The following is a 16,439-nucleotide window of genomic DNA, read 5'->3' on the forward strand; positions in this document are numbered from 1 at the left end:
GGAGAGACGCGTGGCGACAGTAATCGACGGCAAGAACGTAGCTGCATCGGTCATTCAGACGGTCAAGAGTGCGACGGCAGCGCTGGAAAAGGCGAGCGGCGTCACGACGGGCCTTGCGGTCATCATCGTCGGCGACGATCCGGCAAGCCACGCCTATGTCGGCTCCAAGAGCCGGATGGCCAAGGAATGCGGTTTCAAATCCGTGCAGCACACGCTGCCGGCCGAGACGACGCAGGAGGAACTGGCAGGCCTCGTCGCCACGCTCAACGCCGATCCGTCGATCCACGGCATCCTGGTGCAATTGCCCTTGCCAAAGCCGCTCGACAGCGAGCCGATCATCCAGTCGATCCTGCCGGAAAAGGATGTCGACGGCCTGAGCGTCGTCAATGCTGGCAAGCTCGCCACCGGCGACCTGAAGACCGGTCTGGTCTCCTGCACGCCGGCCGGCGCCATGGTCTTCGTCCGCCGCACCCATGGCGAGGATCTCTCCGGCCTCAACGCCGTCGTCATCGGCCGTTCCAATCTGTTCGGCAAGCCGATGGCGCAATTGCTTCTCAACGCCAATGCGACGGTGACGATCGCGCACTCCAGAACCAAGAATCTAGCCGAAGTCTGCCGCAACGCCGATATTCTGGTCGCCGCCGTCGGCCGGCCGGAGATGGTCAAGGCCGATTGGGTCAAGCCCGGCGCGACCGTGATCGACGTCGGCATCAATCGGGTGCCGGCTCCTGAGAAGGGCGAGGGCAAGACCCGGCTGGTCGGCGACGTCGCCTTCCGGGAGGTCTCCGAGATTGCCAGCACCATCACGCCGGTGCCCGGCGGCGTCGGGCCGATGACCATCGCCATGCTGATGGCCAACACCGTCATCGCCGCTCATCGCGCTGCAGGGCAAACGCCGCCGCAGTTCTGATTATGATTGCTGCGGGGCAGGACCTGTCGAGGCCCTGACGATCAGCTCGGTTTTCCAGAGCTCCTGTTCGGGGAAGGGGCCGGCCTGCTTCACCGTGCCGATCAGCCGCTGGGCGATGCGCACGCCGGCCGCCCGCAGCGAGGAGCGTGTCGTCGTCAGCGGCACCGAGAAGTTTTCGGGCTTCAAGAGCGGCAGCACGTCGTCATGGGCGATCAGCGAGACATCCTCGCCGAGCCGCAATCCCGCCTGGTTCACCGCGCGGATCGCCCCGAGCGCCATCACCGTGCTGGAGCAGAGGATCGCCGTCGGCCGTTCCGGCAGTTGAAGGAACCGTTCCATCGCCAGCAAGCCCTGTTCGTCTGTCATCAGCGCGTGGCTCATGCAATCCTCCTCGAGCGTGAGGCCGCGTTCGGCAAGCGCTGAGATGACGCCGTTCCTTCTGCGGATGGCGAAATCGAGATGCATCGGCCCATTCATCAAGGCAAAGCGCGTGTGGCCGAGCTGCAGCAAGAGTCGCGTCGCGTCGTAGAAGGCCCCTTCATTGTCGATGTCGAGATAGGGATAGTCCAGCTCCGCGCCGAAGGAGCGGCCGTGCACGACATAGGGCATGGAGAGTGACTTCAGCATGGCGAGCCGCGGGTCGTGACCGCGCATATAGGCAATGAACAGCGCATCGACATTGCCGCTGATCGCAAGCCGCCGGAGCGCCGCCACCTCGTCATCCGGATCGGAAGGCATGATGACGAAATGGAAATCGTGGCGCACGGCTTCCTCGCCGAGCCCGGCCAGAAATTCGCCGAAATGCACGTCGGACTGGTGGCCGGGCGCCGTCGGCATGACGAGGCCGATCGAGCCTGCCTTGCCGGTGGCAAGCCGCTGGGCAGCCTTGTTCGGCCGGTACCCGGTCTCCTTGACGGCTTGAAGCACGCGCTCCCGGGTCGCTTCGTTGACCTCGGGATAGCCGTTGAGCGCCCGGCTTACCGTCGTCTGCGAAAGCCCAAGCAATTCCGATAGCTGTTTGAGATTCACCTGCTATGCTTCCTCCCGGCATGCCTGTCGGCCGCTTAGAAGGCCTCCTGCCTCCAAATAGCGCTCAAAGCGCTTTTAATTATGTAGCATCTGGCGCGCTTGACTCAAGAAAAATCGCTCCATATTTCCCCGGTAGGCGCTGCTGCGCCACGATATTCCCTGGGTTCACAGGGGATTCTCGCGAAATGACTTGACTTCATTCCACCGAAAGTGAAATGAGTTGGGTGTCAAAGCGCTTTGAAATTTCTTTTTTCGAGGAATTCGGCGCGGTTGGGATTGTGATGGGAGGTTGATCACATGAAAAAGTCATTTTTGATGGGCGTTGCCGTTGCGGCGCTGTTTGCCGGTGCTGCGCCCGCGGCCGATCTGAAATTTGCCCCGGGACAGGATTCCAAGTTCAACTGGAAGAGCTATGACGAATTCAAGGCCGCGCACGCTGATCTGAAGGGTCAGCCGCTGACGATCTTCGGGCCGTGGCGCGGCGAGGACGAGGCGTTTTTCAGGAGCGTTCTCGCCTATTTCACCGAAGCGACCGGGGTCGACGCGAAATACTCTTCTTCCGAAAACTACGAACAGCAGATCGTCATCGACACGCAGGCCGGCTCGCCGCCGAACGTCGCCATTCTGCCGCAGCCGGGCCTTCTGGCCGATCTCGCCGGCAAGGGCTTCCTGACGCCGCTCGGCGACGACAATTCCAAGTGGATCAAAGACAATTACGGCGCCGGCGACAGCTGGGTCGGTTACGGCACCTACAAGGGCAAGGATGGCAAGGAAGCCTTCTACGCCTTCCCTTATAAGGCCGACGTGAAGTCGCTCGTCTGGTACGTTCCGGAGAATTTCGAGGAAGCCGGCTACAAGATCCCGACGACCATGGAAGAGCTGCATGCCCTGACCGATCAGATCGTCAAGGATGGCGGCGTTCCATGGTGCATCGGTCTCGGTTCCGGCGGCGCCACCGGCTGGCCGGCGACCGATTGGGTCGAGGACATCATGCTGCGCATGCAGCCACCGGAAGCCTATGACAAGTGGACGACCAATGAGCTGAAGTTCACCGATCCGGCTGTCGTTGCCGCGATCGATGAATTCGGCAAATTCGCCAAGAACGAGAAATATGTCGATGGCGGTGTCGCGGCCGTGGCGTCGACCGATTTCCGCGACAGTCCGAAGGGCCTCTTCGCCGTTCCGCCGAAGTGCTACCTGCACCATCAGGCTTCGTTCATTCCGTCCTTCTTCCCTGAGGGGACGAAACTCGGCCAGGATGCCGATTTCTTCTATATGCCGACCTATGCCGCGCATCCGGAACTCGGCAAGCCGGTTCTCGGCGCCGGCACGCTTGTCTCGATCACCAAGGATTCGAAGGCGGCTCGTGCCTTCATCGACTTCCTGAAGAGCCCTATCGCGCACGAGGTATGGATGGCGCAGTCGAGCTTCCTGACGCCGTACAAGGGCGTCAGCACCGATGCCTATGCCAATCCGCAGATGAAGAAGGAAGGCGAGATCCTGACGTCCGCCACCACCTTCCGCTTCGACGGTTCCGACCTGATGCCGGGCAAGATCGGCGCCGGCGCGTTCTGGACGGGCATGGTCGATTTCGTCGGCGGCAAGTCTGCCGAAGAGGCCGCCGGCGAAATCCAGAGCGCCTGGGACGGCATCAAGTAATCGTTCATATATGCCGCCGGCTTGCCGGCGGCATGGCTTGCATGAGTGGCCGGGCTCGCCAACAGCCCGGCCATCGCAGGATATTTTGTGATTGGGCAATATAAACCGATTGACGGTGACCGGCGCTGACCCGTCAGAATAAAACCGGTCGGAATAAGATCAGGGGAAGCAGGGGAGGGACGTAATGCTGTCGCAGATAGTGTCCGCTTTAGGCGTCGTGGTCGTCGCCGTTTTCGCGTGCTCGGCCTATTTCTATTTTTCGAACAAGATCCTGGATTTGGCTCTGCCGGTGAGCGATGGCGACGTGCGCGCCGCATCGCGCAACCTCAACCGCCGTGCGGTCATCCGGCCCTGGCTGTTTCTCGGCCCGGCGCTCTTCCTGCTCTTCGTCTACCTCGTCTATCCCGTCGTTGCGACCTTCATCCTTTCCTTCTACGACCGCAGCGGTCTGCAGTTCGTCGGCCTCGCCAATTATAAATGGGCGATCGGCGACCGCGAATTCCGCCAATCGATCTTCAACAACATCCTCTGGCTCGCCGTCGTGCCGGCCGCCTGCACCTTCTTCGGCCTGGTCATCGCTGTCATGACTGACCGCATCTGGTGGGGCAATATTGCCAAGAGCATCGTCTTCATGCCGATGGCGATCTCGTTCGTCGGCGCCTCGGTCATCTGGAAATTCATCTATGAATATCGCGGCGGTAACGACGTCCAGATCGGCCTGCTGAACGCCATCGTCCAGCTGTTCGGCGGCACGCCGGAAGTCTGGATCTCGGTTCCCTTCTGGAACAATTTCTTCCTGATGGTTATCCTGATCTGGATCCAGACCGGTTTCGCCATGGTCATCCTGTCGGCAGCGCTACGCGGTATTCCCGAGGAGACGATCGAGGCCGCCGTTATCGATGGCGCCAATGGCTGGCAGATCTTCTGGCGCATCATGGTGCCGCAGGTCTGGGGCACCATCGCCGTCGTCTGGACGACGATCACCATCCTCGTCCTCAAGGTCTTCGACATCGTGCTGACCATGACCAACGGCCAGTGGCAGACGATGGTGCTGGCAAATCTGATGTTCGACTGGATGTTCCGCGGTGGTGGCGATTCCGGCCGAAGCGCTGTCATCGCCATCATCATCATGCTCGCCGTCACGCCGATCATGATCTGGAACGTGCGCCGCGCCAACCGCGAACTGAAGGGCCATTGAGATGACCGCTGTCGGAAATTACTTCAAGATCGGCCCCGCCCGTCTCTTCGTTCACCTTGCCGTTCTGCTGATCGTCATCATCTGGCTCATCCCGACGCTCGGCATCTTTGTCAGCGCCCTGCGCGACAAGGACCAGATCGTCGTCTCCGGCTGGTGGACGGCCTTTGTCGGCTCGACACAGACGGTCGCCGTCCGCCTGGGCACGCCCGACCAGCAAAAGCAGGAAGGCGCCAACTACGTCATCACAGGCAATGTGCTGGAAGGGCAGACCGGCCGCTCGGTCAAGGCGTTCGGCAACCGCGTGCAGCAGCCGGCCGCTTTCGAAGCCGGCGAGACCGCCGATCTCGGCGACGGCGAAAGCCTGCAGATCAACAGCGACGGCAGCTACCGCTACATGAAGAACACGGCCTTTTCGCCTGACGAGCGGCCGCGGCGCATCTACGCGTCCGTCTCGGCGCCGCCGGAATTCACGCTGCAGAACTACAAGACGGTTCTGACCGGCGAAGGCATCGGCCAGTCCTTCATCAATTCGCTGACGGTGACGATCCCGGCGACGATCATCCCGATCCTGATTGCCGCTTTTGCCGCCTATGCCTTGAGCTGGATGGAGTTTCCCGGTCGCGCGCTGCTGATTGCGCTCGTCGTCGGCCTCATCGTCGTGCCGCTGCAGATGTCGCTGATTCCGCTGCTTCGCCTCTACAACGAGATCGGCAATATGCTCGGCCAGCCGTCGAAGACCTATCCCGGCATCTGGTTTGCGCACACCGCCTTCGGCATGCCGCTCGCCATCTTTCTCCTGCGGGCCTATATTGCCGGCCTGCCGAAGGAGATCATCGAATCCGCCCGCGTCGACGGCGCAAGTGACTTCGAGATCTTCGTTCGTATCGTTTTGCCCTTGTCCTTCCCGGCACTCGCTTCCTTTGCCATCTTCCAGTTCCTGTGGGTATGGAACGACCTGCTCGTCGCCATGGTCTTCCTCGGCACCGACCAGGATCACCTCGTGCTGACCGGCAGGCTGAACGCGCTGCTCGGCTCGCGCGGCGGCAATTGGGAGATTTTGACGGCGTCGGCCTTCGTCACTATCGTCGTGCCGCTGCTCGTTTTCTTCGGACTGCAGCGTTATCTGGTGCGTGGTCTGCTGGCGGGTTCGGTCAAGGGCGGCTGACCATTCCCAAACGTGACTTCAGACAGGATATCTCATGAACGTGGCTTCCCAATCGATCTTGACCGCCGACAAGGACTGGTGGCGCGGCGCGGTGATCTATCAGATCTATCCGCGCTCCTACCAGGATTCGAACGGCGACGGCATCGGCGACCTGAAGGGCATCACCGCCCGCCTGCCGCATGTGGCAAGCCTCGGCGTCGATGCGATCTGGATCTCACCCTTCTTCACCTCGCCAATGCGCGATTTCGGTTACGACGTTTCCGATTACGAGAATGTCGATTCGATCTTCGGCACCTTGGTGGATTTCGATACCATGATTGCGGAGGCCCATCGCCTCGGCATCCGTGTGATGATCGACCTCGTCATCTCCCACAGCTCGGACCAGCACCCCTGGTTCGTCCAGAGCCGTTCCAGCAAGACCAATGCCAAGGCCGATTGGTATGTCTGGGCCGACGCCAAACCCGATGGCTCGCCGCCGAACAACTGGCTGTCGATCTTCGGCGGCTCCGCATGGGCGTGGGATCCGACGCGCATGCAATATTACCTGCACAATTTTCTGACCTCGCAGCCGGATATGAACCTGCATAACCCGGAAGTGCAGGACCGCCTGCTTGATGTCGTGCGCTTCTGGCTCAATCGCGGGGTCGACGGCTTCCGCCTCGACACCATCAATTTCTATTTCCACGACCCGCTCTTGCGCGACAATCCCGCACTCGCTCCCGAGCGCCGCAACGCCTCGACGGCTCCGGCGGTCAATCCCTATAATTTCCAGGAGCATATCTACGACAAGAACCGGCCGGAGAACCTTGCCTTCCTGAAGCGCTTCCGCGCCGTGCTCGAAGAGTTCCCGGCAATCGCCGCCGTCGGCGAGGTGGGGGACAGCCAGCGCGGCCTGGAAATCGTCGGCGAATATACCTCCGGCAATGACAAGATGCATATGTGTTACGCCTTCGAGTTCCTGGCGCCCGATCCGTTGACGCCGGAGCGCGTCGAGGAGGTGATGGAGGATTTCGAAGCGGCCGCTCCCGACGGCTGGGCCTGCTGGGCCTTCTCCAATCACGACGTCATGCGTCACGTCAGCCGCTGGGGCGGACTGGTCGCCGATCATGACGCCTTCGCCAAGCTCTATGCTTCGCTGCTGATGACGCTGCGCGGTTCCGTCTGCCTTTACCAGGGTGAGGAACTGGCTTTGACGGAGGCCGATCTCGCCTATCAGGATCTGCAGGACCCTTACGGCATTCAGTTCTGGCCGGAGTTCAAGGGCCGTGACGGCTGCCGCACGCCGATGGTCTGGGACAGCCACGTCGCCCAGGGTGGCTTTTCCACGGTCAAGCCGTGGCTGCCGGTGCCGGTCGAACATATTCTGCGCGCCGTCAACGTCCAGCAGGGCGACGAGACTTCCGTGCTCGAGCACTATCGACGCTTCATCGCCTTCCGCAAGCTGCACCCGGCCTTTGCCAAGGGCGAGATCGAATTCGAGGAGACTGAGGGCGATACCCTGGTCTTTACCCGAGAATATAGCGACGAGAAGCTGCTCTGCATTTTCAACATGAGCCCGGCCGAAACCAGCGTCACTCTGCCTGCGGGAGAATGGCAAGCATTGACGGGCCATGGATTTACCAGCAACAACTATGGCGACAAGATCGATATTCCGGCCTGGGGGGCGTATTTCGCCCGTCTCGCCTAAGGATCAGGAGGGGAGTGAGAAATGACTGGACTGACGCTGAAGGATATCCGCAAATCCTACGGTTCCGTGGACGTTCTCCACGGTATCGACCTCGATATCAAACAAGGCGAATTTATCGTCTTCGTCGGTCCGTCCGGCTGCGGCAAGTCCACGCTTCTGCGCATGATCGCAGGTCTCGAGGCGATTACCGGCGGCGAGATGTATATCGACGGCCAGCTCGTCAACGACGTGCCGCCGTCGAAGCGCGGCATTGCCATGGTCTTCCAGTCCTACGCGCTCTATCCCCATATGACCGTCTACGACAACATGGCCTTCGGCATGAAGATCGCCGGCGAAAGCAAGCAGGAGATCGACCGCCGCGTGCGGGCGGCGGCCGAAAGCCTGCAGCTGACGAAATATCTCGACCGTCTGCCGAAGGCGCTGTCGGGTGGCCAGCGCCAGCGCGTGGCGATCGGCCGCGCCATCTGCCGCGATCCCAAGGTCTTCCTGTTCGATGAGCCGCTGTCCAACCTCGATGCAGCGCTGCGCGTCGCCACGCGTATCGAAATTGCCCGTCTCAACGAGCAGATGGCCGATACGACGATGATCTACGTCACCCACGACCAGGTCGAGGCGATGACACTTGCCGACCGCATCGTCGTCCTGTCGGCCGGCAATATCGAGCAGGTCGGTGCGCCACTGGAGCTCTATGAGCGCCCCGCCAACCTCTTCGTCGCGAAATTCATCGGCTCGCCCGCCATGAACATCATTCCCGCGACGATCGCGCAAACCGGCAGCCAGACGACCGTGACGCTGACCGGCGGCATGTCGGTGACGCTCGATGTGGCGACCGATGCCTCCGAGAAGGGCAAGCAGGCGAGCTTCGGCGTTCGTCCGGAGGATCTGAGGATCGCCGACGGCGCCGACTATGTCTTCGAGGGCGAAGTGTCGATCGTCGAAGCACTCGGCGAAGTGACGCTGCTTTACATCGAGGGCCTGGTGCCCGGCGAGCCGATCGTCGTCAAGCTGCCGGGCATTTACGATGTCCATAAGGGCCAGAGGATGCGCTTTGCCGCCGACAGGCAGAAGTTGCATCTGTTTGATGCAAGCGGCCATACCTACCGGAAATGAGGCGGCCATTTTTGGGTAATAATCCCGAGAATTATACTTGGCGGACCGGATTATCACTTTCTGTTAAAGATCGGCTGCTACCTTTTCCTCATCAATTTATGAGGGGGACAAGCAGGTGGCCGCTTCCAATCCGTCACAGCCAAGATCTCATTTCCTGAGCAAGGAAGAATCCTTCATGTATGACCGCGAGGCGCGGTTCAAGATGGAGGACACAATGAACGCCGCGCGCATCGAATATACGGAAAAGGGCGTCATGCACGCGGCCTCGCGCCGCTGCGACATCGTGCGGATCTCGATGAGCAGCGCGACGCTCGCGATTCTGACTCAGTTCAGCCTGCCGAAGCAGTTCTATCTGGACATTCCGGATGCCCGCATCACCAAGGTCGGCTGCCTGCTGATGAAGGTCAACGCCAACAATACGATCGAAGTCCGCTTCCTGCGCCTGCTGACGCAGAAGGAGCTGAACAAGATCTTCGTCTACAGCACGCACCCGGCGCACAAGGATTACGTCCTCGATATCCGCGCCTGACGGATAGATCGGGACTGCCAATAGCAAACCCGCGGGACGCTTCGCGCGCTCCGCGGGTTTTTGCTTATTTACGATGGTTGCGTTCAGTGGAAAAGAACGCTCGCCCCCTGGTCCGAAGCGCCGACGGCGCGGCGGAACGGCGCGAAGAGCTCGCGGCCCATGCCGAACTCATTGTCGGAGAGATCGACGGTCACCGGCTCGCGCTCGGCCATGTCGGCGGCATCGACGAGCACTTCGAGCGTGCCCTTGATCGCGTCCAGGCGAATGATGTCGCCGTTTTTGATGCGGGCGATCGGGCCGCCATCGACGGCTTCGGGGGTGACGTGGATCGCCGCCGGCACTTTGCCGGATGCGCCGGACATGCGCCCGTCGGTCAGGAGCGCCACACGGAAGCCGCGATCCTGCAGCACGCCGAGCGGCGGCGTCAGCTTGTGCAACTCCGGCATGCCGTTGGCCTTCGGGCCCTGGAACCGCACGACGGCGACAAAATCGCGGTTGAGCTTGCCTTCCTTGAAAGCGTCCTGCAGTTCCTGCTGGCTGTGGAAGACGATTGCCGGCGCCTCGATGATGTGGCGCTCCGGTTTGACGGCGGAGATCTTGATGACCGCCTTGCCGAGATTGCCGCGCAGCATTTTCAGCCCGCCATTCGCCTGGAAAGGCGTCTCGATGTTGGAAAGCACCTTCGGATCGTGGCTCTTATCCGGCGACGGTTCACGCAGCACCGTGCGGTTTTCGCCGAGCCGGGCGTCGACCGTGTAGGCTGCAAGGCCTTGGCCGAAGACGGTGCGAACGTCGTCATGCACCAGGCCGTGCTTCAGGAGTTCCTTGATGAGGAAGCCCATGCCGCCCGCCGCCTGGAAATGGTTTACGTCGGCAAGACCGTTCGGATAGACGCGCGCAAGCAGCGGCACGATTTCCGAAAGCTCGGCAATGTCCTGCCAGGTGAGCTGAATGCCGGCTGCCCGCGCCATGGCGACGAGGTGCAGCGTGTGGTTGGTCGAACCGCCGGTCGCATGCAGGCCGACGACGCCGTTGACGACCGAGCGCTCGTCGATCATCTCGCCGGCCGGCGTGAATTCGTTGCCGAGCGCGGTGATCGCGAGCGCCCGCTTGGCGGCTTCGCGCGTCAGCGCTTCGCGCAACGGCGTGCCGGGATTGATGAAGGAGGAGCCCGGCATGTGGAATCCCATGATCTCCATCAGCATCTGGTTGGAGTTGGCCGTGCCGTAGAAGGTGCAGGTGCCGGGGCCGTGATAGGATTTCGATTCTGCCTCCAGGAGCTCGGCGCGCCCGACCTTGCCTTCGGCGAACAGCTGGCGCACGCGCGACTTCTCGTCGTTCGGCAGGCCTGTCGTCATCGGCCCGGCGGGAACGAAGATCGACGGAAGATGTCCGAAGGAAAGTGCGGCGATGACGAGGCCCGGGACGATCTTGTCGCAGACGCCGAGGAAGAGAGCGGCATCGAACATATTGTGCGACAGGCCGACGCCTGCGGCCATGGCGATCAGGTCACGCGAGAAGAGCGAGAGCTCCATGCCCGGCTGCCCCTGGGTGACGCCGTCGCACATGGCGGGCACGCCGCCGGCCACCTGGGCGACACCGCCTGCCTCGGCGGCCGCCTCACGGATGATCGACGGATAGGTCTCGAACGGCTGGTGGGCCGAGAGCATGTCGTTATAGGCGGTGATGATGCCCAGATTGGGAACGCGGTCGCCGGCGAGCGCGTCCTTTTCGGCGGGGGAACAGATGGCGAAGCCGTGGGCGAGGTTGGCGCAGCCGAGCACCGAACGCTGCACGCCCTTGGAAGCCGCGGCGCGCAGCCGTTCCAAGTAGCGCTCGCGGGTCGGCTTCGAGCGTTCGACGATGCGATCCGTGATCGCAGAAATGCGTGCATGAGCGGACATGGAAAATCCCTGCCTTGTTCGTTGTCTCTATCTCTTTCGGCGGCTCCGGCCTGATATCCGGATCCGGGTCTGGGGCCGATCAGGGAGCCCAGTAGATCTCGACCGGGGAAGTGGCCCGGCGCAGAACGGCGCGGATGGGCATTTCTGCCTCGTCACCGCTGCCTTCCGCCTTGGCGAGAACGTCTTTTTTGCCTTCGCCCTCGATATGGAGAACCAGCAGTCCGGCATCCTGAAGACTGGAGAAGGTGAAAGTCAGGCGCGGCTCGCCGGCTCCTTCTGCCTCCATGGTGATGACGCCGCGCGGCGTCGACGCATCAAGCGCCTCGGCAAGATTGCTGCCGCCGGGAAAGAACGAGGCCGTGTGGCCGTCGCCGCCCATGCCGAGGATGACGACGTCGAAGGGAATGCCGATCTCGGCGCTCTTTTTCGTTGCCAGCCTTGCGGCCTCCTCGACCGAGGCTGCCGGCTGGTAAAGCGGCACGAACCGCGCCGCCTTTGCCTTGCCCTGCAAGAGATTGGCATCGACCAGCAGATGGTTCGAGCGGGTATTGTCGGCCGGCACGAAGCGTTCGTCAACCAGCGTGATCGTCACCTTGTCCCAGGCGATGTCGCGCGTCGAAAGCGCCTGGAAGAAGGCCTTTGGCGTCGAGCCGCCGGAAACGGCGATGGAGGCGGCGCCGCGGGCGGCTATTGCTGCCGAAAGCCTATCGGCGACGGTGTCGGCGAGGCTGCCGGCGAGGTCAGCGGCACTGGCGAAGGAATGCAGGGTCGATGCCATCGATGTCGTCCTAGATGTCGTCATGCCAGGTGCGGCCGTCGCGCTCGATCAGCGCGATGGCCTGGCTCGGGCCCCAGGTGCCGGCCGTATAGCCCTGCACCTGCTGGCCGGTCGTTTCCCAACCCTTCAGGATCGGGTCGACCCATTTCCATGCCGCTTCGACCTCGTCTCGGCGCATGAACAATGTCTGGTTGGAGCGGATCACGTCCATCAGCAGACGCTCGTAGGCGTCGGGATTGCGGACATTGAAGGCCTGGGCGAAGCTCATGTCGAGCGAGACATTGCGCAGCCGCATACCGCCCGGACCCGGATCCTTGATCATCAGCGACTGCTTGACGCCCTCATCCGGCTGCAGGCGGATGATCAGCTGGTTGGCGACGATGCGTCCGGCCGCCTGGTCGAAGATCGCATGCGGGATCGGCTTGAAGGTGATGACGATCTCGGACATGCGTCCGGTCAGGCGCTTGCCGGTTCTGATATAGAAGGGAACGCCTGCCCAGCGCCAGTTATTGATCTCGGCCTTGATGGCGACGAAAGTCTCGGTGTTCGAGACGCCGCCTTCCAGCTCTTCGAGATAGCCCTTGACCGGGCCGCTGCCCGAAGCGCCGGCGCGATACTGGCCGCGCACCGTCGCCTGCTCGACATTGGAGGCATCGAGCGGCTTCAGCGCGCGCAGAACTTTCAGCTTCTCGTCGCGAACGGCTTCCGAATCCATCGACGAGGGCACTTCCATCGCCGTCAGGCAGAGCAGTTGCAGAATGTGGTTCTGCACCATGTCGCGCAACGCGCCGGCCGTATCGTAATAGCCGGCGCGACCTTCGAGGCCGACAGATTCCGCCACGGTGATCTGCACATGATCAATATAGTTGGCGTTCCACAGCGGCTCGTAAAGCGCATTGGCAAAACGCAGCGCCATCAGGTTCTGCACTGTCTCCTTGCCGAGATAGTGGTCGATGCGGAAGATTTGCTCTTCCTTGAAGGCGCGGCCGATCGTGTCGTTGAGCTGCAGCGCCGAGGCGAGGTCGCGGCCGATCGGCTTTTCGACGACGATGCGGGTCGACCTGGTGATCAGCTTGTGATCGTGGATCTTTTGCGAAATGTCGCCGAAGATACCGGGTGCTACCGCCAGATAGAAGGCGCGCACCCGGTCCTTGCTTTCGTCGAGCAGTTTCTTCAGCTGGTCCCAGCCCGCATCCGTGCGGGCGTCGACTGACACGTAGTAAAGGCGGGCACAGAACTTCTCGACTTCCGCGTCGTCGTATTCGCCTTTCTTCAGATGCTCATTGAGCGCGTCCTTGGCGAACTTGCGATATTCCTCATGCGAAAGCGGGCTGCGCGAGGCGCCGATGATACGGGTCGGTTCCGTAAACTGACCCTCGATCTGGCGATGGTAGAGCGCAGGCAAAAGCTTCCGCTCGGCAAGGTCGCCGCTGCCGCCGAAGACGACATAATCAAAAGGCTCAACGGGAATGATCTGGCTGCTCATGAGCTTGTCTCTCAATCAGGCTGGTTGGCGGCCCTTTTAATCTAATCGATTTAAAAAAGCCAGTGTGCAGTGCAATGAATCTGTCAGGCACCGGTTTTAGAGCGAATTTCAATGAGAGGAAATCCGCAATCGGACTAAAACTTGTCGCGAAGCGCAAACCACGACAAGGCTAGGAAAAGCAGCGGCGCCCGCATCCGGGCCCCGCCGGGAAAGGCAGGAATTTCGAGCGATTTGAACAGATCGAGATCGCCGGATTTGCCAAGCACCGTTTCCGCATAGAGCTTGCCACAGTAGTTTGACAGCATGACGCCATGGCCGGAATAACCGCCGATCGAAGTGACGCCAGGCATCACCTCGCGCACGAAAAGCTGGCGCGGCATGGTGATGCCGACGCTGCCGCCCCAGGCATGGGTGATCTCGATGTCTTTCAGGTCGGGATAGATTTCTCTGATCTGCCGGCGGATATGCTGCGAAATGTCTCGCGGATTGTCGGCCGTATAGGCCTCGCGTCCGCCGAATAGCAGACGGCCTTCGAATTTACGGAAATAGCGCACGACGAAGCGCGAATCGGCGACGGCCTCGCCGCCCGGCAGCACATCGGGATAGCCGCCGAGCGGAACGGTGGCGCCGATGAAGGAGCGGATCGGCATGACATGGCTTGCCGTCACCGGCTCCAGATTGCCGATATGGCCGTTGCAGGCGATCAGTGCCCGGTCGGCGGTGATCGTGCCCTTTTCGGTTTCAATCGTCACCTTGCCGCCGCTTTGGTGGATCGCCTTTGCCGGGGTCATCTCGAAGATGGAAGCGCCGGCGTTGGAGGCCACCCGCGCCAGCCCGACGAGCAGCTTCAGCGGATGAATATGGCCGGTGCCGAGATCTCGAACGCCGCAGTGGAAACGCTTCGAGCCGAGCCGCTCCTGCGTTTCCTTGCTGTCCATGAAGCTCAAATGCGGATAGCCGTAGCGCTCAGCGGCGATTTCGGCATTCTGACGATAGTCGCGTTCGTAGCTTGCCTTATGCGCGACGTTGAGCTGACCGGGCACATAATCGATCTCGATCTGATGTTCCCGGGCGAAATCGAGAAGATGGCGCTTGGCCGCCTCGGCAACATCGAACAGGGCTTTCGAGCGTTCGTAGCCGATCTTTTCCTCAAGTTCTTCCGGCCACCATCGCTGGCCGGTGCCGAGCTGGCCGCCATTGCGTCCGGACGCTCCGTCTCCGAATCGCCAGGCCTCGATCAGCACCACCGAAACGCCTGACTTGGCGAGGTTGTAGGCGGCCTGCAGGCCGGTATAGCCGCCGCCGACAATGACGACGTCGCATGTCCTCGAACCGTCGAGAGCGGCGTAGGTCGGCCGCTCCCCGACACTTGCCTGATACCAGGATAGCCCGGGCGCAATCGGGCTCCGCCACATCTCCTGCGATGCCATGATATCGCTCACACGTTCAGCAGAAGAAACTCCCGCTCCCAGGGACTGATCACCTGCATGAAGGTCTCGAATTCGCCGCGCTTGACACCGGCGTAAAGGCCGATGAACTGCTTGCCGAACACCTCTTCGAAGGCGGGCTCGTCCTCCATCAGCGCCACGGCTTCCAAGAGGCCGCGTGGCAGGTCGATCGAGCCCTCATTGGCTGAATCCTCTGTCGGCGCCGTCGGCTCGATCTCCTTCATGATGCCGAGCAGGCCGGAGGCGAGCGAGGCGGCAAGCGCCAGATAGGGATTGGCATCCGAACTCGGCAGCCGGTTTTCCACCCGCCGCGCCTGCGGATCGGAAACCGGGACGCGGAAGGCGGTGGTCCGGTTGTCGTAGCCCCAGGCGTTGTTGACCGGGCAGGACATGTCGGGCTGCAGGCGCCGGTAGGAATTCACGTAAGGGGCAAGCATCGCCATCGCGCTCGGCACGAATTTCTGCATGCCGCCGATGAAGTGGAAGAATTCCTTCGACGCCGATCCGTCCGCATTGGAGAAGACATTTCTGCCGGTCTCGACATTGACCACCGACTGGTGGATGTGCATCGCCGAGCCCGGCTGTCCCTGCATCGGCTTGGCCATGAAGGTCGCGTAAATGTCGTGTTTCAGCGCCGCTTCCCGGATCGTGCGCTTGAACAGGAACACTTGGTCGGCAAGCTCGATCGGATTGCCGTGGCGCAGGTTGATCTCGAGCTGCGCCGGCCCTTCCTCGTGGATCAGCGTATCGATCTCCAGCCCCTGCTTTTCGGAAAAATGGTAGATGTCATCGATCAGTTCGTCGAATTCGTTGATGCCGGCGATCGAATAGCCCTGGCCGCCGAGGATGGAGCGGCCGGACCGGCCTTTCGGCGGATGCAGCGGATAGTCGGGGTCGTCATTCTTGGCGACCAGATAGAACTCGATCTCCGGCGCCACGATCGGCTTCCAGCCGCGGTCGTGATAGAGGCTCATGATCCGCTTCAAGACGTTGCGCGGCGTATAGGGCACTTCGCCGCCGTCCGAATCGACGATGTCGCAGATCACCTGCGCCGTCGGGTCGGTCTCCCAGGGCACGACGGACAGCGTCGAAAGATCGGGCATCAGTTTCAGGTCGCTATCGCGGGGCTCGTAACGGAAGCTTTCCGTCTCCTCGGGATATTCGCCCGAAATCGTATGCCGGTAGATCGCCGAAGGCAGGGCTAGCGAGGTGTTGGAGGTGAATTTCGAGCTCGGCATCATCTTGCCGCGCGGAACGCCGGCAAGGTCCGGCGTAATGCATTCGATGTCTTCGATGCCCCTGGCCCTCAGCCACTGCGCCGCTTCCTTCCAGTTCGCAACGCCGCGCAGGGATCCGGGGTCCGGAGGTGTTTTGGTCGAGGCGGGTACGTTTCTGGCAGGCTTCAGCGTCGTCTTTTTTGGGGACATGACACACCGGTCTGGTTGATCGTGGCGCCATCATAGCCGGAGTTTGCCAATTGGCGAGAGGTCGAGAACGTTGACTTTCGCCCTTCGATGGAAAAGAAGACGCCGGTTG

The 16,439-nt window shown here is 61.6% G+C and carries 13 protein-coding genes; 7 read left to right on the plus strand and 6 right to left on the minus strand.

Annotated features, from left to right (window positions below):
- Positions 1–10: 10 nt before the first annotated feature.
- Positions 11–910 (plus strand): bifunctional methylenetetrahydrofolate dehydrogenase/methenyltetrahydrofolate cyclohydrolase FolD, encoded by a 900-nt coding sequence (folD, locus tag RHE_RS03510; protein ID WP_011424058.1) that lies wholly within the window; start codon positions 11–13, stop codon positions 908–910.
- Here the strand turns inward: folD and RHE_RS03515 are convergent, their stop codons facing one another.
- Positions 911–1,939, minus strand: coding sequence for a LacI family DNA-binding transcriptional regulator (locus RHE_RS03515; RefSeq protein ID WP_011424059.1), 1,029 nt, complete (start codon positions 1,937–1,939; stop codon positions 911–913). It abuts the gene before it with no gap.
- Between the two features lie 297 nt (positions 1,940–2,236).
- On the opposite strand from RHE_RS03515, the gene RHE_RS03520 reads away from it, so the two are divergent.
- The 6 genes from RHE_RS03520 (at position 2,237) to RHE_RS03545 (ending at position 9,287) form a co-directional block, all read left to right on the plus strand.
- Positions 2,237–3,598: an ABC transporter substrate-binding protein gene (locus RHE_RS03520; RefSeq protein WP_011424060.1), complete on the plus strand. Its 1,362-nt coding sequence runs from the start codon at positions 2,237–2,239 to the stop codon at positions 3,596–3,598.
- Between the two features lie 184 nt (positions 3,599–3,782).
- Positions 3,783–4,796, plus strand: a complete 1,014-nt coding sequence (locus RHE_RS03525; RefSeq protein WP_011424061.1) for a carbohydrate ABC transporter permease — start codon at positions 3,783–3,785, stop codon at positions 4,794–4,796.
- A gap of 1 nt (position 4,797) precedes the next feature.
- Entirely contained in the window at positions 4,798–5,961 is a 1,164-nt protein-coding gene (locus tag RHE_RS03530) for a carbohydrate ABC transporter permease (protein ID WP_011424062.1), read from the plus strand.
- Positions 5,962–5,995: 34 nt separating this feature from the next.
- Entirely contained in the window at positions 5,996–7,648 is a 1,653-nt protein-coding gene (gene bglA / locus RHE_RS03535; protein WP_011424063.1) for a beta-galactosidase BglA, read from the plus strand.
- A 21-nt stretch (positions 7,649–7,669) separates the two neighbouring features.
- Positions 7,670–8,758: an ABC transporter ATP-binding protein gene (locus RHE_RS03540; protein WP_011424064.1), complete on the plus strand. Its 1,089-nt coding sequence runs from the start codon at positions 7,670–7,672 to the stop codon at positions 8,756–8,758.
- A gap of 175 nt (positions 8,759–8,933) precedes the next feature.
- On the plus strand, positions 8,934–9,287 hold the full coding sequence (locus RHE_RS03545) for a hypothetical protein (RefSeq protein WP_020920408.1): 354 nt from the start codon (positions 8,934–8,936) through the stop codon (positions 9,285–9,287).
- An 83-nt stretch (positions 9,288–9,370) separates the two neighbouring features.
- Here RHE_RS03545 and edd read toward each other — a convergent pair whose 3' ends face one another.
- From edd to RHE_RS03570, 5 genes are all read right to left on the minus strand, one after another.
- Positions 9,371–11,191, minus strand: a complete 1,821-nt coding sequence (gene edd / locus RHE_RS03550) for a phosphogluconate dehydratase (protein ID WP_011424066.1) — start codon at positions 11,189–11,191, stop codon at positions 9,371–9,373.
- Between the two features lie 79 nt (positions 11,192–11,270).
- Complete coding sequence (pgl, locus tag RHE_RS03555; protein ID WP_011424067.1) at positions 11,271–11,969, minus strand: 6-phosphogluconolactonase; 699 nt, start codon at positions 11,967–11,969, stop codon at positions 11,271–11,273.
- 10 nt (positions 11,970–11,979) lie between these two features.
- Complete coding sequence (gene zwf, locus RHE_RS03560; protein ID WP_011424068.1) at positions 11,980–13,455, minus strand: glucose-6-phosphate dehydrogenase; 1,476 nt, start codon at positions 13,453–13,455, stop codon at positions 11,980–11,982.
- A 134-nt stretch (positions 13,456–13,589) separates the two neighbouring features.
- The gene (locus tag RHE_RS03565) at positions 13,590–14,885 is read right to left on the minus strand and encodes an NAD(P)/FAD-dependent oxidoreductase (RefSeq protein ID WP_042117909.1); all 1,296 of its coding nucleotides are present in this window, start codon (positions 14,883–14,885) and stop codon (positions 13,590–13,592) included.
- Between the two features lie 8 nt (positions 14,886–14,893).
- Positions 14,894–16,330 (minus strand): glutamine synthetase family protein, encoded by a 1,437-nt coding sequence (locus tag RHE_RS03570; protein WP_011424070.1) that lies wholly within the window; start codon positions 16,328–16,330, stop codon positions 14,894–14,896.
- Positions 16,331–16,439 lie beyond the last annotated feature (109 nt).

The organism is Rhizobium etli CFN 42 (genome assembly GCF_000092045.1).
Taxonomy (GTDB): domain Bacteria; phylum Pseudomonadota; class Alphaproteobacteria; order Rhizobiales; family Rhizobiaceae; genus Rhizobium; species Rhizobium etli.